Genomic DNA, 22,370 nt, shown 5'->3' on the forward strand with positions numbered 1-22,370 from the left:
TACTTAATTCTTCTCAGCATTGACTAATTGATTATAGCTGTCTGGATCGGTTCTCAATTGAACATTGAGACCAGGAATTCCTTCTTCTTCTATCAACTCCAACATTTTAATATTTAAAGTTTCTTGGACTTTATAGTAAGAGTCTAAATCCTGTACCCGAAGCCGGATCTCAAATACGCGAGCATTCCCTTCAAGCTCTTTTAAAAATACCATGCATTGGGGATACACGCCTTCAATTGAAGGGACAATTTCTCGCAGTCGATCCCCAATTCTTTTAGTTTTTTTCGCAGATATGCCATCAATTTTGAGCTTGAGCATGATTCCCCACATCAAAGGATCGCCACTATTGCCAGCCTGAGTCCAGTTCTCGACAATCCCCGTAATCATTTTCGAGTTAGGAAGTTTCATCGTTGAACCCCAGGGGAATAGTTTCAGTTCTGTACTTCTAAATCCGATATCGACAACTTGAAAAAATGCGCTGAATCCTTGAACCATAATCCAATCTCCTGGTCGATAAATTCCGTCGGAGAAAATAATAAATGTACAAAACCAGTCATAGACAATATCTTTGAGTAACAAACCGAGGGTAATCCCTGCACCCCCAAGCAGCCCCACTAAAGCTCCTGTGGAAGCTCCTAAGAAAATTTCTGCTCCTTTAATGGCAATAACGACAATGGCTGCGGCTTGGAATATTTTCGGTAAAAATGGCCCCAGAATTTCCTGAAACTCTCCTTCGGAGCCGATGACAAAGTGAGTCACAATTTGGGCTAGTAAACTGGAGGCTCGGTAAATAACGTAGGCTAAAATTACGACCCCTAACCAGCTCACCAAGCCATCAATAGTTTCATTGAGTTTCGGAGTGAGGTGTTCAGAGACAACCAACTGAATCGCCCAAATTCCCCCTAAAAGAACCAACAAACTAAAGCAAGGCTTAAAAATCTTAACCAGCTCATCATCTAAGGTGGTTTCTGTTTCAGCCGTAAGTTCTTCAATTTTACGGATAATCACTTGGGAAATGACTTGCCGCAAAAATTGAACCATCACCAATATGAAAAAGACAATCACCCATTTAGGTAGGGGAATCCCTAGCATCTGATAGGTGATAAACTTCTGCCAAACTTCTGCAAGCATTATTTTGCCTCTGTCTACAATATAACTAATGATTTAACTCACAGACTAACTATCCGGTTTTATCAAATTAATCTTATCATCTTCTGGGGATTTAAATCTGATCATTCGTTCGGGTAAAAGTGGAGGAATACCCGCTCGATCGAAAGCTTCTTTAATCTTGTCCCGGACAACTCCTTGAATTTCGTCATGGATACCTCTGGGGTTACTGGTGGGTTTGAGCTTAGTCATGGTGCGAATAACCATATGGGAAGGGGTAAATTCCTCAATTCCATTAAAGTCAATGGGTTCTAAAACTTCGGGATAATTGGCTTGTAGTTCTTCACTGACTTTTTCTAAAATTCCATAGATTTTTTTGACATTGGCTTCATAGGAAATGGGAATATCAACTACAGCATAGATATAGTCTCTTGAATAGTTGACGACTTCCTCGATATTTCCATTGCGAATAATATACACTTGACCATTGGGATGACGAATGCGAGTGGTTCTGAGTTCAATGGCTTCTACGACTCCGGAAGCATCACCGGTCTCAATAAAATCCCCTACCAAATAGTAGTTTTCAAACAAGATAAAGAAGCCACTGACCATATCATTGATCAAATTTTGCGCTCCTAACCCTATGGCTAAACCCAATAAACCGGCTGCGGCTAAGATGGGGGTAGGGTCAATTTCAAAGATATCTAAGATCCAAATTCCCGATCCAAAATAGATTAAGTATTTAGATAAGCTTTGCAGGAGTGGAGTAATGGTCATTCTCCTCTGTTTTTGGGTTTCTGATAAGCCTTGATCGGTGAGCATGATTTCTTCGAGGAGAAGTTGAGATAGCTCAATAAAGACTCGACTGAGGAGAATAACAACAATTAAATTGACCAATTTCTCGCCCATATTAGCTAACCCAGTAATGGTCTGAATTAATCCAATAATACGGGTGACCATATTGACATAAATAACCGCTTCTAAACATCGCTTGCTAAAGGGAACGAGATGTTTTAAGTTGCTGTAGTAGCGATGGACTAAAGTACCCGGTTTAAAGTAAGATTCGACTAAATTATCGAGGCTGTCAATAATGGCGGCTGCGGCTTGTAAGATGAGGATGCTTAAGGCAATAATGAGATAGCCAATTAATAGGGTTTGTAGATAGCTTAATGCTTTGTTTGGTAACTTAAAAAAGTAGCCACTTAGATACAGGGTGAGCAGCCATAGAGTATTGGTGAGATGGAATTTGATCTTGGCTAAAAAAGCTTCGGTTTGATCGTAAACACAGGTTAAGTTAGCAAAAATGGAAAATTCTTTAATTCGTTTTTCAGCTTGGTTAAGGACAGGATTAATATAACGAACGATTGTTGAAGTAGCGATAATTAGACCGCCAGTTATAAAGAGTCCATAGAGAAGATTTTGCCAGAGCTGTTTGGGAATATTTTGAATTAATTCTAAGGTGTAGCGAGGTAAATTTTGTTCTCCTCGGTACATTAAAAAAACGTTAAATAAAACAATAGCAAGGCTGAGTAAAAGCCAAGCAAAAGCTAGAAGTCTTTTCGAGATTTTGCGAATTCTATTAATTTGGTTTTTTTTATCTTGAAGCCATGATAGTTGGGATGATTTTTTAAATAGCCAGTTTAAAAGCCATTGCAAGACAACAAAAGTCACTAAAACAATTAGCAACTCAGTAACAACTACTGCAAGGTTATAAAAACCAATCATGCTTTTCTCCCCCAGAGCGCCAAACAATCTTGCCATTTTTTTCACCTTGTCAAAGTGAGAACAACCACCAAGTGATGTAGGTGGGGACTGACTTAGGTGAGCTTATTAGATAACCTTAAGTTATTAATTCTTGTTTCTGAGTATAAATCAAAAGAATGGATGAAAATGTAAATTTTCTTATCAGGGTTAGCACTCTTGTTTATCCAAGCTATAAATCCATTAGTACCAATCAGGTGCTGCTCCGGTTTGGGGTAATTCTGTGATCGGTTTTATATTTGATCCATCGCGGTTCATGGTAAAAATAAAATCGGAGCCATTCCGAGTGGAGCGAAAGGCGAGTTTGAAGCCATCGGGTGACCAGGTGGGTTCGAGGTCTCGTCCGGGGTTGCGGGTTAAGTTGACGATGTTGGTTCCATCGGCATTCATGATATAAATATCGGCATCGCGGGTAAAGTAACCGGGTTTGAGTTGAAAGGGTTCAAAACTAAAGGCGATTTGGCGGCCATCGGGAGACCAGACGGGGGAGTGGTGAATGCCTTGGCGATCGCTCAATTGAATCGGATTTGAGCCATCGGCATTCATAACATAAATCTGGAAACTTTTACCATCAGCACGGTTCGAGGTAAAGAGGATCTGTTCGCCATCGGGAGACCAATCTGGCGATCGCTCGACGGCTGGATGATGACTAATATTGGTTTGTCCGGTTCCATCGGCATTCATGACAAAAATATCCTGATTTCCTTCCCGATCTGAACTAAAGGCAATCTGTTTTCCATCGGGCGACCAAGTGGGGTAAAATTCCCAAGCGGGATTGACGGTTAACCTTTTTTGATCGCCTCCATCGGCATTCATCACATAAATTTCCCGATTCAAATCTCGGTTGGAGACAAAGGCAATTTTACGGCGATCGGGTGACCAAGCAGGCAACCCATCATCCCGTAAAATATGGGTAAGGCGTTTAGGATAGGAACCATCGTCATTCATGACATAAATGGCCATATTGTTTTCCCGTAGCGATTGAAAAACAATTTTCGGTTTATCCACTATGAACCCATGAACGGTGGTTGGACAAAGAATGACGAGCAAAAAGGTAAATAAACCTAAGCCAATGGCGATCGCTCCTAACTTTAATCTCCTGCTCACCGCTTACTCACCCCCTTTTGACTCTTCCGCAATCAGAGCGTAAACAATAATCCCAATCAATACTACACCCAATGTAATAGATAATAATATACTCATCATGCAACTGAAAACTCTCCCGAAGTGATGTTGAACCGTTGCACCCTATGTTATAGCAGTGAATTGTCAGCAGTGAGAACTGTTATAACATCTTTAATTGATTTTTGAATTAACCCAATCTTGCCCTCTCCCTCATTGCCCTAGGAGAAGGGTTTAGGGGATGAGGGCAAGAGAATTACCCGAAACTACCGATAAAGCTCAGTGATTTCCTGTAAGTTTTTCGCCCTAAATCCTTCTCCCTTGGCCGCCATTTGCCATTGTCCATCTTGCAAATAGACTTCTGCCATAATCATTCCCGTCATTCCCGCATAATTGGAGCCAGAAAGATTATAACGGGCAATTTCTTGATTATTCGACCGGTCAATTAAGCGCACAAAAGCATTTTTAACTTGTGAAAAATCCTGCTTGCGAGATAAACACTCATAAATATTGACCACAAACACCAACTTTTGAATCGCTGGAGGAAGTTGATCTAAAGCGACTAAAATTTGTTCATCATCTCCTTGTCCCTCTCCCGTCAAATTATCTCCCAGATGGGTGACTGCTCCTGAAGAATGGCGCAAATTGCCAAAATAGACTAGATCCGTAATTCCTTTGAGCTTATCCTGACCATCTAAGCAGATTACAGACGCATCTAAATCTAGACTTGGCCCCATTTTCAAAAATCCTAATAGCCCGTCAGATTGGGTCACATCCCAACCCAATCCACAGAGCAAATTTTTCAAACCCGGAGCAACTTTTTCTAGGGAAATGCGCTGTCCTTTTTCTAGGTTAATTCCCATGATTTTAATCCTCAGTTATATATACCGATCTAACAGGGCTTGTAACCCTCCTTGATACCCAGAACCTACGGCATTCATGCGCCACTGACCCTCCCGGCGATAGAGTTCTGCCATAATTAGGGCTGTTTCAATGGAATAATCTTCAGCTAAAGGATAGCGGAGTAATTCATTTTTTGTGGCCACATCCACCAAGCGGACATAGGCATTTTCTACCTGACCAAAATTCTGTTTACGTTTCTCAGCTTCATGAATGGTTACTGTAAACACAATTTTCTGAATATCGGGGGGGACTTTTTGCAAATTGATAATAACGACTTCATCATCCCCTTGCCCTTCTCCGGTCAAGTTATCTCCCATATGCTCAATCGATTTATTGGGGTCTGGACTAACTTTATTGTTATAGAAAATAAAATGCTTATCGGAAATGAGCTTTTCATTTTCTCCTAACAGAAAAACACTAGCATCTAAGTCAAAATCATGACCGGTGTCAGTGGCTTTTACATCCCATCCTAAACCGACAAATACCGCTTGTAAGTTGGGGGCAACTTTATCTAAAGAAATCCGCTGTCCTTTTTGCAGACTAATGCTACTCATTACTATCTAAATCAAATGTCAAAGTGTACAGTCAATCGTTTTGATCTTATCCTAGTGTATCGAGTGCTTTCACGACCTGACCAGGGTCTAAGCCCATTTAGTATGAAGATTTGTAACAAAATGCCGTGAACTGGCTTACACAGATGACAGATAAATAGAGGGCTTCATGGCACACTAGGAACATTTGTGTAACTGTATCAACCGTTAATGGTGTGTAATGGATCAAAACCAATCTGGGGTGAATGCTCCCTTGTTCCCTAAACTGCAACAGTTAATTCAGGAAACCTGTGCCCAGCCTCCCTTAAGTTTAGAACGGCAAAAAGGATTAGCCAAACTGGTGAAATGCATTCAACATTCCGGCAAACTCTGGAAAGAAGCGGTTCCTCATTATGAGGATGCTCTCCAACAAACCTGGTTTTATGTCTGTCGTAACCTTTGTGAAGGGACAACCGGTAAAGCTTACGATGCGGAAAAAGGCACAGCGATTGCTTGGATTAATGCTTATTTGAAGCGTCGATTACAGGATCATCGGATTGAAGGATGGGTGCAACAGAAAACCAGGGTGCAAGCCTATCGGACTTCTGAGGGAGAAATGTACGATCCGATCGATCATTTACCGGCTCCTTCTCCGGTTCCTCCGGTGTTAGAAGAAATACATCGCTGGGTGCAAGACGATCCGGGGGGAAAGTTAAAACGTATTTACATGCGCGATCGCCCCGATGTCAATTGCCAAGTCTTAATTTTACGTCGTTTACCCCCAGAAACACCGTGGAAAGACTTAGCCCAAGAATTCCAGGTGGATAAAAACACCTTAAGCAGTTTTTATTCCCGTCAATGTTTACCCCGCTTGCGGGAATTTGCCCAATCTCAAGGCTATTGGTAGTGCTACGCACAATCGGTAATAGGTAATAAATAATATGACTACAATTGTTGATGAATATCCCCTAATTCTTCCCATTCCAGAACGCTATCGCCGATGGGCGCATCAATTTGCCCAGGAACAACCCACAAGGGAAAAAGCGACGCAAGTTTATCTTAATACTTTAGCCGTTTTAGGTGTGGATGATTGTTTACAAATGTTAGGCATAGAAACGAATCGAGAAGGGAGTGATAGCTGGAATCCGGTGATGCGATATGTTGGAGATTTAGCGGATTTAGAGGTGGTTAATCTGGGTAAGTTAGAGTGCCGAGCTGTGCGCCAACGGGCAACAGTCTGCCCCATTCCCCTAGAGGTTTGGCACGATCGCATCGGTTATGTGATTGTAGAATTAGGAGAAGAGGATCGCCAAGCCAAACTCCTCGGTTTTGTCCCTCAAGTAAGCGATGAAACTCTGAATTTAGATCAATTACAACCCTTAGACTCCTTACTCGATCATTTATTTCATTTACGCTCTGCGTCCACTCCAGTGAATCCCTTAGCACCCATCATTCAATTAGGAGAGTGGTTAACTGGAGTCATTACCCCCGGATGGCAAGCTGTAGAAGCACTTTTAAACCCCAATTTAATCCTCGGATTGAACTTTCGATCCACTCAATCCGCCTTAATGATTCGCCAAGCTAAACCGATTGATTTACCCAATCTTAGCCTAATTTTAGTCGTAGAGCTGCAAACCCTAGCTGATGACTCTATCGATATTCGTCTCCAACTCTATCCCAGTCCAGAACAACCCACCTTACCCCCAGGATTAGAATTGATCTTACTGGGCGATCGCCAAAATCCGCTCTTAACCGCCCTATCCCGTTCTCAAGATCGAGGATTACAACTCCAATTTAATGCCGAATCCCAAGAAACTTTTGAAATTCAACTCAATTACAATCACCAAACTTGGAAACAAACATTTCAGACTTAATTTACAGCAAAGATCCCCCCAACCCCCCTTAAAAAAGGGGGGCAGCAAAAGTCCCCCTGTCTAAGGGGGATTGAGATGTATCTCATCAGCGATCGACCGATCCCATAATGACATCGATACTACCGAGAATCGCCATAATATCAGCCACTTTCATACCCCGCAATAAATGGGGCAGAATTTGCAGATTATTAAAATCAGCAGCCCGAATCTTAAAGCGCCAGGGGAAAACATCATCACATCCCTGAATAAATACGCCCAGTTCTCCTTTTCCAGACTCTAGACGAACATAATGTTCTCCAGAAGGAAGTTTGAAGGTTGGCGCTAATTTTTTACCCAAAAATTGATAATCAAAGCCATTCCACTCGGATTTTGGCCCCCCTGCCATCCGTTTAGCCTCTAGGTTCTCATAGGGGCCGCCAGGTAATCCTTTCAAGGCTTGGCGAATAATCTTAACCGACTCTCGCATTTCCCGAATCCGCACCAGATAGCGAGCATAGCAGTCTCCAGCCGTTTCCCATTGGACTTCCCAATCGAAGTCATCGTAGCATTCATAGTGGTCTACTTTGCGTAAATCCCACTTCACGCCCGAACCTCGTAACATGGGGCCAGAGAGTCCCCAGTTAATGGCTTCTTCGCGGGAAATCGTGCCAATACCTTCAATCCGACGGCGGAAAATGGGGTTATTGGTAATCAGCTTTTCATATTCATCAACTTTGGGATCAAAGTAGTCGCAGAAGTCGGTGCATTTATCAACCCAACCATAGGGTAAGTCGGCTGCTACACCACCCATGCGAAAATAGTTATTGTTAATGAGCCGTTGTCCGGTAGCTGCTTCCCAGAGGTCATAAATCAGTTCTCGCTCGCGAAAGATGTAGAAAAAGGGCGTTTGAGCGCCGACATCAGCGAGGAAGGGGCCGAGCCAGAGCAGATGGTTGGCAATGCGGTTAAGTTCGAGCATAATCACCCGAATATAGCTGGCTCGTTTGGGGACTTCTATCCCGGCTAATTGTTCGGGAGCGTTAACGGTGATGGCTTCATTAAACATCCCTGCTGCATAGTCCCAACGGCTAACATAGGGAACAAACATAATGTTCGTGCGGTTTTCGGCGATTTTTTCCATACCCCGATGGAGATAACCAATGACTGGTTCGCAGTCAATTACGTCTTCTCCGTCGAGGGTGACGATTAACCGCAAAACTCCGTGCATGGAGGGATGATGCGGCCCCATGTTGATAACCATTGGGTCGGTTTTGGTCTCAATCCTGGTCATAGGCCTTGGTATTAGAGGTATGGTTTGGTTACATCTTTTTAATTCTATGATGAAGTCGCGAAAGAAGAAGATTACGGTTTATTTGACGACTGAGAATGAACAGTTATTGGATGAGTATCGCCAAAGTCAGGGCAATATCCAGTATAGTCGGGCGGTCAATGAGATTTTAGTCCAGTTTTTTGAGCAGCAGGATGAGGAGGTGGTGGAGGAGCGTTTGTCTGAGATGGAGGAGCGTTTGGGTGAGTTGGAGGAGGAGTTTACCCAACTGAGGCGTTCTCCAGATGAGAGGAAGGAGATTGAGAAGTTGCGATCGCAAGTTGTCCAGTTAACTCAACGATGCGATCGCCTCATCGCCATTAATGACCAGCAAAAACAGGCCCTCTTGCAAGCGCAACATCGGGAGCGTCAGTTTTGCCAGCAGTTATCCCAAACCCTTCAAACGGTTCAAACTCAAGGAACGCCACCCTCTGATGCCCAAAATACTACTGAACCGGAGGATGAAGGATTTGATATTTTAGATGCAGAACTCGTGGATAACTCAGCAGAAGATCTCTTATTCAAATTATCCCAAGAGCTAGGGTTAATTTGAATACTGCTCGATTTCATCAGAATTTACAAGTATAATTTAAGAGTGAATTCGCGATCGTTGGGCTTAAGCCAACTGGGTCGTTAAGAGAAAAAATAAAAATGAGTGATTTCATGAATTTGTTTAGAGTTAACTTTAATTGTGAGTTAATCTTATGCCATCAGAGTTTATCAACGATCGAGAACGGATAACTGCCCTTGAGTCTCAAAACCAAGACCTACAAGCAGCCTTAGCCAGAGTGAGTCAATGCTGGCAAGATACAATTGAGGAACTGCAAAAGGTTAAAGCGGACTTAGACCGCTTACAAAGATATCGCTCTGAATCAGAAAAATTTTTACATTTGGCCATTAACCATATTCCCGAACCCATCTTCTGGAAAGATCTCGATTCTGTATTTCTGGGATGTAATCAATATTTTGCCCAATTTGCCGGTTTAAACTCTTCTTCAGAAATTATTGGTAAAACTGACTATGATTTACCTTGGAAACGAGAAGAAACGGAAAAATACCGAGCGGACGATCGGCGGATCATGGAATCCGATACCCCAGAATTCAGAATTATTGAAACCATTCAACAACAAGATGGCAGCTATTCTTGGGTGGAAACCAACAAAATACCTTTACATGATTACACCGGGGAAGTGGTGGGTATTTTGGGGACATTTCTTAATGTTACCGATCGCGTCATAGCCGAGCAAAAACTTCAAAAGCTCAATCAAGATCTAGAACAACAAGTTACGGATCGCACCAAAACATTAGAAGCCACTCAAGCCCGATTACAACGGTTAGCCGATAATCTCCCTGGATTAATTTGTCAATTTCGGGTAGAAGTAGATGGGACTTATTCTTTTCCTTATGTTTCTGACGCTAGTCGCAATCTTTATGGACTTGAACCTGATGATTTTATCAAGGTTTTTAATTATGTCGATCCTAGAGATCTACCCTCCTTACAACAAGCGATAGAAGAATCCCGACGATTGCTGACAGGATTTCACCACGAACATCGGATCGTTACTACTCAAGGAAAAAAGAAATGGGTACAAGCCATTTCGAGACCAGAACAACAAGAAGACGGTGCAGTAGTCTGGGATGGGATGATTATTGACATTAGCGATCGCAAACAAGCTGAAGAGCGCTTGCGTCAACAAGAAGTACAATACCGACAAATTTTTGAAACCGTCACGGATGGATTAGCGATCGTCGATTTAGAGGCCGGAAAACTGGTGCAAATTAATCGCGCTTTTTACCAGATGCATGGTTATGAATATGAAGAATTCATGAAATTGTCAATAGCTGACTTTATCCATCCCGAAACGATGCCTTTATTTGGTGAATTTATTTCAGAAATTAAAGCCGGACGCTCATTTACTTGTGTGGGAATGAATGTCGATCGCCAAGGTAATGTGATAGAGGTAGAAGTTAAAGGTATTCCTTATCCTTACCAAGAAAAGACCCATGCTTTAGCGATTATTCGAGATATTAGCGAGCGTAAGCGTCAAGAACGTGCCCTGCGCTCTATTGTTGAAGGGACTGCTTCACAAACAGGAGCAGAATTTTTCCGGTCTTGTGTTAAATCTCTCGCCATTGCCCTTGACATTTCTTTTGTCTTAATTGCTGAAGTAGATAGGAATGAAATAGCTCGTACTCTTGCTTTTTGGACTGGAGATAAGTTTGGCGAAAATTTTGAATATTCTCTTCATGGAACTCCCTGCTCTACTATTCTATCTGGGAATAATTTATGTCGTTATCCTAATTCTGTTCAATCTATATTTCCTGATGATCTTGAACTGAAAATGTTGAACATTGAAGGCTATGTTGGTATTCCCATCATTAACCCCCAAGGTGATTTACTGGGTTTAATCGCGGCTTTTGATACTAAGCCAATGGAAAAAGATTTGAATCTACAGGCTTCAATTTTAGAGATTTTTGCCGCACGAGCGGGAGCAGAAATAGAAAGAATGAAAGCAGAAAAAGCGCTGCGCCAGAAAGAAAACTTATTACAAATGACTCTAGAAGCTGGAAAAATGGGCTGTTGGAGTTGGAATCGCTATACCAATGAAGTGATGTGGTCTGATGGAGTTGAAGGGATTTTAGGATTACCGTCAGGCTCGTTTCAGGGCCGGTTTGAAGATTATGTAGCCTTGATTCACCCAGAGGATCGAGATCATGTGTTGCATGTCATTGAACAAACTTTACAGAAAGAGAAAGAATTTAGTATTGAACACCGTATTGTTCTTCCAGAGGGTAAAATTCAATGGTTACGGTCAATTGGAGAAATTTGGCGCAACGATCGCGGGGAGGCCATTGGACTCTTGGGATCGGTACTCAATGATACTCGCCGTAAAATGGCGGAAATTGCCCTAACTCAATCTGCTGAACGAATTGAAAAACAGGCTCAACGAGCTGAATTACTTAATCAAATTGCTAATCAAATTCGGACATCTCTGGATCTCGATCAAATTATTCACACGACTGTATGTGAAATTCAACGGTTTCTAGAAGTAGATCGGACTCATTTTGCTTGGTATCTGGAAGAAGCCGATCGAGCCTATTGGAATATCGTTTGTGAAGTTACTATTGAAGGTTTACCCAGTTTTGTGGGTAAACATCCTGTGGATAATTTTGGCCCCCTATCGAGGCTGTTATTATCTCGAAAAATAATCAAACTTGATGATATTTCTATGGTTGAAGATCGGGCAACTCAAGAGGTATTAATGGCTTTAGGTAATCGCTCTATGCTAGTTCTACCGATTGCGACCGAATTGGAGCAGTTTGCGATTATTGCCTGTATCCAGACTCAACAGGTACGCCCTTGGCGAACTCATGAGGTCAATTTTCTTGAAGCAGTGGTAGCACAAGTGGCTATTGCCCTTCAGCAAGCTAATTTACTTTCCCAAAGTCAAAGCCGTGCCCAAGAGTTAGAAAGACTTTTAGAACAATTGAAATGGACGCAAACTCAGTTAATTCAAAGTGAAAAAATGTCTGGATTAGGGCAGATGGTGGCGGGAGTTGCCCATGAAATTAATAATCCAGTCAATTTTATTCATGGTAATATTATTCATGCCCAAACCTATAGCCGAGATTTAATGAATTTAATCCGGCTGTATCAATGTCACTATCCCCAGCCTCATCCAGAGATTGAAGCAGAAATAGAGGCGATAGATTTAGAGTTTATTCAAGAGGATTGTCAGAAAATTTTTCATTCGATGCAAGTCGGAACTAATCGTATTCGCGACATTGTGCAATCATTACGAACCTTTTCTCGTTTGGATGAATCGGAATTGAAAGCTGTAGATTTGCATGAAGGAATTGATAGCACCTTGAGTATTTTAAATCCTCGCCTACGGGCGATCAGTTGGCGCTCGGAAATTGAGGTGATTAAAGATTATGGTCAATTACCTTTGGTGGAATGTTATGCGAGACAATTAAATCAAGTATTTATGAATATTTTGACTAATGCGATTGATGCCTTGGAGGAAAAAGAGTATAGTCTGCAATCAGAGGCTCATCCTGGCAGTAAGATTTGGATTGAAACAAGGGAAGTTGGGGAAAATGTGGTGATTCGGATTATGGATAATGGACTGGGGATGAGTGAGGAAACGCAAAGAAGGCTTTTTGACCCATTTTATACGACTAAACCGGTGGGTAAAGGTACGGGTTTGGGGTTATCAGTGAGCTATCAAATTGTGACGGAAAAACATCGGGGTTCTCTCTCTTGTATCTCGGCTCCAGGAAAAACAACATTTAGGATTGAAATTTCGATTTTGCATATAGTAGCAAGAGGCAAGGAATCGGAAATCTAATGGCACTCAGAAACCGGGTTTATTGGTACTGATATTTGCAGAATTTGTATCTTTTTCTAGTTTGTAGATTAGAGCAGAATCATCTAAGGATTGGGGGAAAACTGGGATAACCAATCTTCTCCAACTCTTAAGGTTAAATCGGATCTTAAGTCCCCAGTAGATGTGGCTTCTAAGTGACCTATTCCTAACTCTTGTAAGAGGATTTTTCCTCCTTTGAGATCTCCTTTTTGAACAACGACTTGAGTCGCTCTTAAGGGATGGGGCCAGTCAGGAATAAAATAGAGGTCATAATACCCTTTAGATTCTAAATAATCGGCGACTTTATTGGCTAATTCGGGTTGGGTGCTGGCGTTTTGAATGGCAATTTTGAGGGTTTTGGGGTCTCGACCGGTGGAGACGCTATAATCGGGGCTATCCCAAACATTTCCGAGCCAAAACTGATTAAAATATTCTCGGAGGATGCGATCACGGCCATCATCATCCATAATCCAATAACTGGTATTCTCGAAGGGGGAAAACTGCGAAGAACCGGGGAGCATGACCATTTTTAGGGCCTCTTTGTCCATTTGCAGGGTAAACTGCATGAGGGCCATTCTTTCTTCTGGACTCAAGTTAGTATCGATATAGGGTTCCATCGTTCTCAGCACTTGCGGAAGTCGGGGAATGACTATGGGATTTTTGATCCGTTGCTCGATGGCTTTGAGGAGTAATTGTTGACGCTGCACCCTGCCAATATCACCGAGAGCATCCCCCCGAAAGCGGACAAAATCTTCGGCTTGTTGACCGTTGAGGGTTTGCCATCCGGGAAGCAATTCAATGGTTAAGCCTTGGGTATAATCGATGTAGGACATGGGTTTGGGGACATAAACCTCTAGTCCGCCCAGGAGATCGACTAATTCGGTTAATGCTCCTCTTTGAATGCGAATATAGCGATCGATTTTCATTCCCTTCAGCAGGTCTTGAATGGCATTAATTGTAACTTCTGGGCCCCCTAAAAAGTTGACTTCATTAATTTTGCGCGTTCCCAGTTTGGGGACTTGTACTTGGGTGTCCCTGGGAATGGAGAGCAGGTTAAGGGTTTGGGTTTTGGGGTCAATCCGCAAGAGTAATAGGGTATCACTACGACCGCTAAAACCAGGACTCGATCCGCCATCGACTCCCATGATTAAGAGATTCATCGATCGCGTGAGACGATATTGAAAAGGAGACCCCAAATTCACCAGAGATGCTTGCTCTTGCGGTTGCTCCTGCACCATCGTCATCAGTTGTTTGGGGACTAACAAAGCGGCGATCGCCCCCAAGGTAGCGGAAATCAATGTGGTGATAATAATCACATAGCACCAGAATAAGACCTGATTGGCTTGGATTACCCTAGAGCCATCATCCCATGAACCTTTACGAGAAGAATAATCAATCAGTCCAGACAAGTCCGTGAACCTATACACTCAACGATCAAAGGCTATTGTGACACAGAGCTACACCGAAGCAGAATATTGTTATAAATTCTCTCAAAAGTGAATCTAGATGCAAGTTATGGATCAAATGTCACTTTTCCAAACTTTGAGCGTTCCATCTTCACTACCACTCAAGAGAACATGCAGTTTAGGATGGGCTAAAAATTGCAGGCTAGTAACTGCTCCATCATGTTCTTTAATCGTCTCTAACAGTTCCCCTGTTTGAGTATGCCATAATTTAATCGCTTTATCCTCACCCGCACTCGCAATTAAGGGTTGATGAGGACTAAGGGCCAGGGATGAAATGGGAGAACCATGATTAGCTGACCAAAGTTTCGTATAATTAGGAACTTGCCAGAAATCGATCTGGCGATTATATCCTGCTGCGGCTAAACTTAACCCATCGGGACTAAACGCCAGGGATGAAATTGCTGATAGACTTTTCACCGATCGCACTAATTTTCCATCTGCTATCTGTCGAATTCGCACCCAAGGTTCTAAAGCACTGCTGGCAAAATAATCACCATCCGCAGGCAATGCCAAATCCGTTAAATGGGCCGAATATCCAATCAAAGTTTTGATGAGTTGCCCGGTTTCAAGGTTCCAAGTTTTCACCGTTTTATCCTCAGATCCTGTGATTAATAGCTGACCATTAAGGCTAAACTGAATACAAGTAACAGCAGCGTTATGGGCATTGAGTCTGAGAATTTCTTTTACCTTGCCTTTGCCCAGTTTCCACACTTTGATGGTTCCATTTTTGCAAGCACTCGCGAAGGATTGACCATCGGCAGATAGGGTAACAGCATTGATGCGATCGCTATGCGCTTCAATGGTTCTTAAAAGATCTCCCGTCTTCAAATTCCAGAGCTTAATAGTGCGGTCATAACTGCCACTAATCACTAAACCTTGGGCACTCATCGCACAAGAACTCACAACATCTTTATGGTCTGCAAGGATATGAATACACTGCCAATTTGAAGAGGGAATAATATCCTCAGTTGGCGGAGTTTCCGATTCTGAAATTGGTTCTTCCTCTTCTGGAGATTCAGCAGGAGAAATCCCTGAAGAAGGCGTTTCCGGTTCTTTAACCGACTCTTCTGTGGTAGAGGGTTGAGCAGCACAACTCGCTGAAGCAGTTGTTTGTTGTAGCTTGATCTGCCTGACTTTAAGAAAATCCGCTTCTGCTCTATAAGTATACCCTAGTTTGTCATAAAGAAATGCTCGATATTGATAAGCTTTCAGATAACTCTCATCCAGTTTAATCGCATGGCTAAAATCTTCAATTGCCTCCTGATAATCCTCCAATTCGGCATTGATTACCCCTCGCTGATAATAAAAATCAGGATTCGTTTTTTCAGTCCTCAATTGTGCTTTTCCAGAGGAAGATTCCGATAGTTTCTGTTTAATTAAGTCGTAAGCCTGATTAATTTCCTTAATTTTTGCCTCCGCTTGTTTGATGGCCGTCTCATCTCCCACAAACTGATCCGGATGCCACTGTTTCGCGAGTTGGCGATAAGCTTGCTTAATGCTCTTCAGGTCTGCACCCCGCTTGAGACCGAAAAGTTGCCAGGCCTCTTCTATCGTAATCATCTTGTCCAGATCCTTCTATTCTGAATCCCTTTGAAAATCAATCTTATCATACAAATCGACTAAGGAAATTTTACCAGGAATGCGATTAAACTGGATGACCGATTCTGGCTGATTGTATTCTGATAACACCCATTGATTGGATTCAGTGCGGTGATAACGCTCCACTTGCATCGCATATTGATCGATTAACAGATATTCTTGTAAGCTGGGAATGGTGCGATAGGCTTGGAATTTTTGGCCGCGATCGTATCCCTGGGTAGACTTGGATAAAACTTCAGCAATAAAAATAGGATTGGTGAGGGTATCTTTCCGTCCTTCTTGTAATTGCAATTCTCCCTGAACAACCATCACATCAGGGTAAGTATAGATCTGTTTTTTGGGAATCCACAAGCGCTGATCGGTGACAAAGACATCATAAGGCTGACGTTTGAGACAAAAATGGAGAGTGGCTGATAAATTACCTGCGATTAAATTATGATTTGGTGTTCCCCCCATTCTCAGAACAATCTCCCCACCAATATATTCATGTCGTTCATCACTATTCACTTCTTGCTCTAGATACTCTTCGGGAGTATAGGTTTTAGTTTTTTCTACTTGCATCACCATAGGGTTAAAACCTCTGATATTACGATACTACTGCACTATGATATAATAGATGTAAAAACTATGGATTGCTTGTACATGATGCAAGAGTACCAAAAACTCATTGTTTCCGATCCTCAAATTATGATGGGAAAACCAACGATTCGGGGAACTCGAATTACCGTTGAATTGATTCTAGAAAGTCTTGCTGCTGGCGAAACTCAGGAGCAACTCTTGCAAGCTTATCCTAGACTCGATCGCCAGTCTATCCTTGCCGCGCTTGCCTTTGCTGCTGAAGCCTTAAAAGCGGATGTGGTGTATCCCGTTTTGGATGTAGCTTCGTGAACTTGTTGGCAGATGAAAATATTAATCAACTCATTGTCGATCGCCTGAGAAAAAACAGTCATAGAGTGTGGTATGTTGTCGAAATGGAGCCAGGAATTTCTGATGATGAAGTGCTGGATTTAGCTAACCAAGAAAATGCTCTGTTATTAACTGGAGATAAGGATTTTGGTGAGCTAGTTTTCCGTTTAAGGCGTGTTACAGCCGGGGTAATCTTAATTCGATTGCTTGGATTGTCGAATGAGAGTAAGGTAACGATAATTGCGAATGCGATCGCTCAATATGCGGATCGACTCCCTGGTGCTTTTACTGTAATCACCCCGACCACAATTCGGATTCGGAAAATGGAGATCTGAAGGATGAAAAAATCAGCACAAGAACTGATTCGCACGCGCAAAAAGCGAAATTTGTAGAAGACCGAGGGGGAGAGGCAATAACGTTGAGTAATTTGGGGGGAGTTACCACCTAAATGGACTAATCTCCCCTATTAAAATCACTTACAAACATTCAGAATAATTAAACATAAAAACAAACTTATTTGTAGGAAAAATCAGAGTAGGTAAGTAGAGCGGTTGATCGTCCCATTTCTGTTGTTTTGCCCCTTGTTCATAGCCAACTATTAGTGTGGGAAAATCCGGATATTTTTTCTGAGCATATTTGATCCATTCATTGGTAAAAAAGCTTCTACTACCCCATGAATCTCGTCTTTGTAACCCTAACCCTTTCCCATTTTTCCCTCGTCGGACATTTAATCTTCCTTTGCTTATACCCTCTTTATTCATTGCTTCGAGAGCTTGCTGAACCCGTTTATCTTCCCAATTATATCCTGGAACAGGACGAGATGGAGTGTGAGTAAGTACCTTAACTAGAAAATTAACCTCTACCTCATAATAGGTATCATCATCATCATAATCTTTCAACAACTGACTTAACTCTTCAGTATGGTTGTATATCTCATTTTTTTTCCACATAGGATCGCGAGGCCAAGTAGATTTTCCAGGTGTAAAAGCATTGATTTCAGTAGGATTCAAAACATTAGATCGGGTTGGTTTCAGATCTTCACCTACCCAAACAGGTTTTATTGATAGATCATTCGGATTATCACCAATCACGTCACGCATTCCTTGATCGGATTCATAAATTGTACGAAAATCATTAAAAATATCATCAGGAACAAAGAGCCTAGTAACATCTTTCATTTTTTGCCGATAGCCAAACATACGTGCATGTTGATGTACTGTATCCATCATTTTTTGTTTTGCATCACGGCCATAGTAAGTGATCATTAAACCCTCTATGGTCACTCCACGACCAAGGCGGTTTCCCCCAATCAAAATATTCATTCCAGGATCATACTCTGGCTCTTTATTTTTATTATCTGCGTTAATCACTTTAGGCCTTGCATTTCGTAGTTTATGCTTTAGCTCACTGACTAATTTATCAAATTCAGGCATTGAAGCTGTTTTGCGAAGTTCATCATACGCTTGCCGAAGGTATTTATCAGCTTTATCATAATCAGTTTTAGATTCTTTCTCTCTCAAAGAACGGTCAAGCCATGTAACAAAGCTAGAAATCACAGCTTCTATATTCTTATGACTAACGCGCTTGTAGCAGATGTGAACGAGACAAGAATACTTTTCATCTCCATTATCTGATTTGAGCATTTTATCTATTGAAGCAACAAAAAAGCAACATAGAGCTAATCGTAAACCTTTTGGAATATCCCATTTATTTCCTGGATTGATATTGCCTTCTTTGAGAATGTTCAGTTCTTTTACATCAAAAGAGCAACGATAACTTGAGTCCCCTTGATTACCAAAAAATAAATCACCGCCCATATACTCTTTCCCTGCTTTTGAAAGAATACAAAATTCTGGCTTTCGAGGATGTTTTAAGCTTTGTAAAAGCAAACACTGAGGAGTTGCTGTGATTTGAATATAGACATGATTAGGTATGGTTTTACGAAGTTGCCCTATAACTTCAAATATCGTACTATTTGGAACACTATTTTTACCTTTTCTTGCTTGCTTTGCTTCGTTAGTATTCAGGCTGGCGTTATCCGCTTCATCATCAAAAATCAGTCCTGGAACTTTTTCCGCTTTTGCTTCTTTTAGTGCCTTTAACAGGTTTTCTAAATGTCTGATGTTTTTAGTCGATACTAAAACAACCCCGGTATCTTGAATATAATCTTTGAGCATTCCTTTGCCAAAAGCTATTGGATCTTTGCTCCAATCATCCCAATTAAATACAACAGGGCCACTATCTAATCCTCCCTTAAAACGATCAAAAGTTTGCCTACCTAACCAAGTATTATCTGATGTTAATACAATAAAACATTGAAATCTATTGGCAGATAACATAGCCAGGGTAGAAATAGTCGTCATCGTTTTACCACTCTGTACTTGGCCATAAATTAAGCCAGTTGTACCATTGGGGATTTCTCCTTGATGCAACTTGCTAACGCTACCAGTTCCTTCTCTCCCTACATCGCCTGCCCCAAATTTATCAGAGTACACTTGAACACAATTTTGAACAATTTCACTTGCCGTTTTCTTAAGATTATCAGCATTCTCCAATCCAATCTTTTGAGAAATTGTTTCAAGTAGCCTATCGATACAATCGCCACTGGTTGTGATATCAGTTTTTTGATTCAACATCATTATACCTCTTTAAAATTAATTAAACGACTAATTTAGGCCATGCATTCTGAGGGACGCTTTCTTTCATTTTTAAGCGTTTAGGGCCGCTAATAGAATAACTACTATTAGACTTACGTGATACAGATATCCTTTGTCCCTCGAAAATACCTTCTTTATGATCGTAGTCAAACACTGACAGCAGTTGATCTTCTGACAAACAGCATATGCCATCCTTATGACAAACCAGGGCTACAAAAAAGTTAATATCACGATAACTTGATTTTAATCTATCAATGGCTTTATCTTCTTGATCGGTGAAACTAAATGACCATGCAGATCTAGGTTTGGTAGAAATTTTGAACAGAACGGCTGAAACTTTCTGGTCTGACTTAATAATATAAATAGATGGGGATGAGTCTATTGATGGTATTTGACTCACTGTAATACATTGACCTTGATTGATCAGTCGGAGGAAGGCTGCACCATGTAGAAATTCTTTATCTTTAATCATCACAGATACTCTACAAAACTAATTGCTCGTGAGTTTTTAATTGCATCTTGAGACCTAATTTTGTATCATAGGATACTTAGTTAAGCTAAAGTAGGCTGACTTCTTGCACGATAGAGGTGATTAATTTTAATTATACATCAAATTACGCGGTATCGCAATTATTACTCTAAGAGAAGTATAAAGGGGAGCGCAAGGCCTTGATTTTTGCCATACAGTCGCCCTAAAATTTCCTCAACTAACTCATATTTCATAATTGTTAGTTGTTAATTGTTAATTGTTCATTGTTAATTGTTAATTCTTCATTGTTCATTTAGGAGTTCTGCACCATGTCTCATACCCTTGTGCCTGTGATTTTAGCTGGGGGAAAAGGCGAGCGCTTTTGGCCCCTGAGTCGCAAACATCGGCCTAAGCAGTTTCTGAAGCTCAGTGGCACGGATTCGAGTCTATTGCAGACTACCGCCGATCGCCTGGTTCAACTGGCCCCCGGTTGGGATAAACTCTGGATCTGCACCTCTAGCCAACTTGCCGATGGGGTGCAAGAGCAGTTACCCCAACTGCCCCCCGAAAACCTGCTCGCAGAACCGGAAGGCCGGGATACTGCCCCAGCAGTAGCCTGGACAACCCTGGAAATTGCTAAACGCTATGGTGAAGATGCGGTCATTGGCTTTTTCCCGGCTGATCATTGGATTGGCGATTATTCCGCCTTCGAGAAAACCATTCAAGCTGCCGTAGAATTAGCGGCAACAGAAGAAGCTATTGTTACCCTAGGTATCAAACCTGCCTATGCCTCCACGGGCTACGGCTATATCGAACAGGGAGAAGCCAAAGGGAGCTATCTGGACTTACCGGTGTATCAGGTGCAACGCTTCACGGAAAAACCCGACCTCACCACCGCCCAACAGTTCATCGCCCAAGGTAACTTTAGCTGGAATAGCGGTATGTTCATTTTCCGCGCGGGTGTTGTGTTGCGGGAACTGGCTACCCATGGGCCCGAAATTCTTACCCCTCTGCAAAACCAGGGTAAAGCCGCGTATAGTCAGTTACCGAAAATTTCCATCGACTATGCTTTAATGGAGAAAACTCAACTGGCCTACATTTTACCGGCTGATTTCGGCTGGGATGATTTGGGAGACTGGAACGCGATGGCCCGTCTGTTGCAAGGAGAACAGCCGAATTTGGAGTTGGGGAATCATGTTAGTCTGGATACTCAGGGGGCGATCGTTTATGATCAAGATCCAGAGGGTTTAGTGGTAACCATTGGCTTAGAAGATATCGTCATTGTCCGCGATGGCAATGCTACCTTAATTGTTAAAAAAGAGCGCACCCAAGATATTAAAAAAGTATTGGGACTGCTCAAAGAGAATCCCAAATACCAGAATTTGCTTTAAAGCTAAAGGGAGAACCCTTGCGGAAAGGACAAATACAGCAGTTTTCGCTGCTATGCGGTACATTTCGATCCCCCCAACCCCCCTTAAAAAAGGGGGCAGTAAAAGTCCCCCTTTTTAAAGGGGATTTAGGGAGATCTTTTCCGACTGTACCTCATTACCGCGCGAAGCGCTGTATCTCGCTTGCTAGAGAAAGAGTGCAAGCAAGATACTCCCACTCCTTACCCCCTATTTCGCCTTCTTTGCTACTCCAGAAATATGAGGACTTACAATGGGCAAGGATAGGCGAAACTCCTGATAATCCACTGACTCGAATCCGGCATTTTCCAAGGCAGTCCAAGTCGTGCGGTTAGGATGGCAGTTATCAAACATCGCCTTCCACACCGGTGTAATACCATCTTGAATTCGGCGAGTCCAAGTGCAACAATCAGCCGCAACATGCTCTAAAAAGATGAAACTTCCGCCGGGTTTGAGAATGCGCTGAATTTCTTGTAAACTGCGATCGAGATGGTTAACTGAACAAAGCACATGAGTGCTGACAACGCTATCAATAGAATTGTCTTTAACCGGCAATTCTTCCGCTGTTCCTGGAGACAATTTGATATTTTTAATTCCCCGATTGCCTGCTTCTTGTTCGAGATACGGGTGCATAAATGGATTGGGTTCAACCCCTATCCACTCAATATCTTTGGGATAATAGGACAGATTTGCGCCAGCACCAGGGCCAATTTCTAATACTTTTCCTGCCAGGGAACCCAATAAGGCTTGTTTGAGTTCTGCCATTGTCGAATAACTCGGATTATCGATCAGAGTAATGGCGCTATTATCGGCGGAATTTGCTTTCCACATTCCCCAAGCAAACAGCCGTTTTTGAACTTGAGATAAACTTGAAATTTGCATCCTTGCTCCCCT

19 protein-coding genes are annotated in these 22,370 nt (G+C 42.0%); 7 read left to right on the forward strand and 12 right to left on the reverse strand.

Going from position 1 to position 22,370, the window contains the following annotated elements:
* Positions 1-3: 3 nt before the first annotated feature.
* The 5 genes from AC3FZD_RS08400 to AC3FZD_RS08420 form a co-directional block, all read right to left on the reverse strand.
* Positions 4-1,131: a mechanosensitive ion channel family protein gene (locus AC3FZD_RS08400; RefSeq protein ID WP_488739699.1), complete on the reverse strand. Its 1,128-nt coding sequence runs from the start codon at positions 1,129-1,131 to the stop codon at positions 4-6.
* Between the two features lie 45 nt (positions 1,132-1,176).
* The gene (locus AC3FZD_RS08405) at positions 1,177-2,868 is read right to left on the reverse strand and encodes a mechanosensitive ion channel family protein (protein ID WP_488739700.1); all 1,692 of its coding nucleotides are present in this window, start codon (positions 2,866-2,868) and stop codon (positions 1,177-1,179) included.
* Between the two features lie 183 nt (positions 2,869-3,051).
* Positions 3,052-3,975, reverse strand: a complete 924-nt coding sequence (locus AC3FZD_RS08410; RefSeq protein WP_488739701.1) for a hypothetical protein — start codon at positions 3,973-3,975, stop codon at positions 3,052-3,054.
* A gap of 281 nt (positions 3,976-4,256) precedes the next feature.
* On the reverse strand, positions 4,257-4,853 hold the full coding sequence (locus AC3FZD_RS08415; RefSeq protein WP_488739702.1) for a TerD family protein: 597 nt from the start codon (positions 4,851-4,853) through the stop codon (positions 4,257-4,259).
* A 15-nt stretch (positions 4,854-4,868) separates the two neighbouring features.
* Complete coding sequence (locus tag AC3FZD_RS08420; RefSeq protein WP_488739703.1) at positions 4,869-5,447, reverse strand: TerD family protein; 579 nt, start codon at positions 5,445-5,447, stop codon at positions 4,869-4,871.
* 217 nt (positions 5,448-5,664) lie between these two features.
* On the opposite strand from AC3FZD_RS08420, the gene AC3FZD_RS08425 reads away from it, so the two are divergent.
* Both AC3FZD_RS08425 and AC3FZD_RS08430 read left to right on the forward strand, forming a co-directional pair.
* The gene (locus AC3FZD_RS08425) at positions 5,665-6,330 is read left to right on the forward strand and encodes a sigma-70 family RNA polymerase sigma factor (protein WP_488739704.1); all 666 of its coding nucleotides are present in this window, start codon (positions 5,665-5,667) and stop codon (positions 6,328-6,330) included.
* Between the two features lie 34 nt (positions 6,331-6,364).
* Complete coding sequence (locus AC3FZD_RS08430; protein ID WP_488739705.1) at positions 6,365-7,297, forward strand: DUF1822 family protein; 933 nt, start codon at positions 6,365-6,367, stop codon at positions 7,295-7,297.
* Between the two features lie 85 nt (positions 7,298-7,382).
* Here the strand turns inward: AC3FZD_RS08430 and AC3FZD_RS08435 are convergent, their stop codons facing one another.
* Positions 7,383-8,567, reverse strand: coding sequence for an NAD(P)H-quinone oxidoreductase subunit H (locus AC3FZD_RS08435; protein ID WP_488739706.1), 1,185 nt, complete (start codon positions 8,565-8,567; stop codon positions 7,383-7,385).
* Between the two features lie 46 nt (positions 8,568-8,613).
* Here AC3FZD_RS08435 and AC3FZD_RS08440 point away from each other — a divergent pair, with 46 nt between their 5' ends.
* Positions 8,614-9,156, forward strand: a complete 543-nt coding sequence (locus AC3FZD_RS08440) for a hypothetical protein (protein WP_488739707.1) — start codon at positions 8,614-8,616, stop codon at positions 9,154-9,156.
* Positions 9,157-9,307: 151 nt separating this feature from the next.
* Entirely contained in the window at positions 9,308-12,955 is a 3,648-nt protein-coding gene (locus AC3FZD_RS08445) for a PAS domain S-box protein (RefSeq protein WP_488739708.1), read from the forward strand.
* 83 nt (positions 12,956-13,038) lie between these two features.
* Here AC3FZD_RS08445 and AC3FZD_RS08450 read toward each other — a convergent pair whose 3' ends face one another.
* From AC3FZD_RS08450 to AC3FZD_RS08460, 3 genes are all read right to left on the reverse strand, one after another.
* Positions 13,039-14,400 (reverse strand): LCP family protein, encoded by a 1,362-nt coding sequence (locus AC3FZD_RS08450; protein WP_488739709.1) that lies wholly within the window; start codon positions 14,398-14,400, stop codon positions 13,039-13,041.
* Positions 14,401-14,493: 93 nt separating this feature from the next.
* Entirely contained in the window at positions 14,494-15,999 is a 1,506-nt protein-coding gene (locus tag AC3FZD_RS08455; RefSeq protein ID WP_488739710.1) for a WD40 domain-containing protein, read from the reverse strand.
* Positions 16,000-16,014: 15 nt separating this feature from the next.
* Positions 16,015-16,605 carry a Uma2 family endonuclease gene (locus tag AC3FZD_RS08460; RefSeq protein ID WP_488739711.1) on the reverse strand — a complete coding sequence of 197 codons (591 nt, stop codon included), beginning with the start codon at positions 16,603-16,605 and terminating at the stop codon, positions 16,015-16,017.
* Positions 16,606-16,683: 78 nt separating this feature from the next.
* Here AC3FZD_RS08460 and AC3FZD_RS08465 point away from each other — a divergent pair, with 78 nt between their 5' ends.
* Positions 16,684-16,926 carry a DUF433 domain-containing protein gene (locus AC3FZD_RS08465; protein ID WP_488740299.1) on the forward strand — a complete coding sequence of 81 codons (243 nt, stop codon included), beginning with the start codon at positions 16,684-16,686 and terminating at the stop codon, positions 16,924-16,926.
* Positions 16,923-17,279 carry a DUF5615 family PIN-like protein gene (locus AC3FZD_RS08470; protein WP_488739712.1) on the forward strand — a complete coding sequence of 119 codons (357 nt, stop codon included), beginning with the start codon at positions 16,923-16,925 and terminating at the stop codon, positions 17,277-17,279. The genes AC3FZD_RS08465 and AC3FZD_RS08470 overlap by 4 nt, the downstream gene beginning before the upstream one ends.
* Positions 17,280-17,420: 141 nt before the next feature.
* Here AC3FZD_RS08470 and AC3FZD_RS08475 read toward each other — a convergent pair whose 3' ends face one another.
* Together AC3FZD_RS08475 and AC3FZD_RS08480 are read right to left on the reverse strand one after the other, a co-directional pair.
* Positions 17,421-19,583, reverse strand: coding sequence for a Z1 domain-containing protein (locus tag AC3FZD_RS08475; RefSeq protein WP_488739713.1), 2,163 nt, complete (start codon positions 19,581-19,583; stop codon positions 17,421-17,423).
* 19 nt (positions 19,584-19,602) lie between these two features.
* Positions 19,603-20,073, reverse strand: coding sequence for a hypothetical protein (locus tag AC3FZD_RS08480; protein WP_488739714.1), 471 nt, complete (start codon positions 20,071-20,073; stop codon positions 19,603-19,605).
* 326 nt (positions 20,074-20,399) lie between these two features.
* On the opposite strand from AC3FZD_RS08480, the gene AC3FZD_RS08485 reads away from it, so the two are divergent.
* Complete coding sequence (locus AC3FZD_RS08485) at positions 20,400-21,461, forward strand: mannose-1-phosphate guanylyltransferase (protein ID WP_488739715.1); 1,062 nt, start codon at positions 20,400-20,402, stop codon at positions 21,459-21,461.
* A 225-nt stretch (positions 21,462-21,686) separates the two neighbouring features.
* Here AC3FZD_RS08485 and AC3FZD_RS08490 read toward each other — a convergent pair whose 3' ends face one another.
* A complete protein-coding gene (locus AC3FZD_RS08490; RefSeq protein WP_488739716.1) occupies positions 21,687-22,358 on the reverse strand; it encodes a class I SAM-dependent methyltransferase in 672 nt (223 codons plus the stop codon).
* Positions 22,359-22,370: the final 12 nt, after the last annotated feature.

The organism is Roseofilum sp. KMC-1 (genome assembly GCF_057802075.1).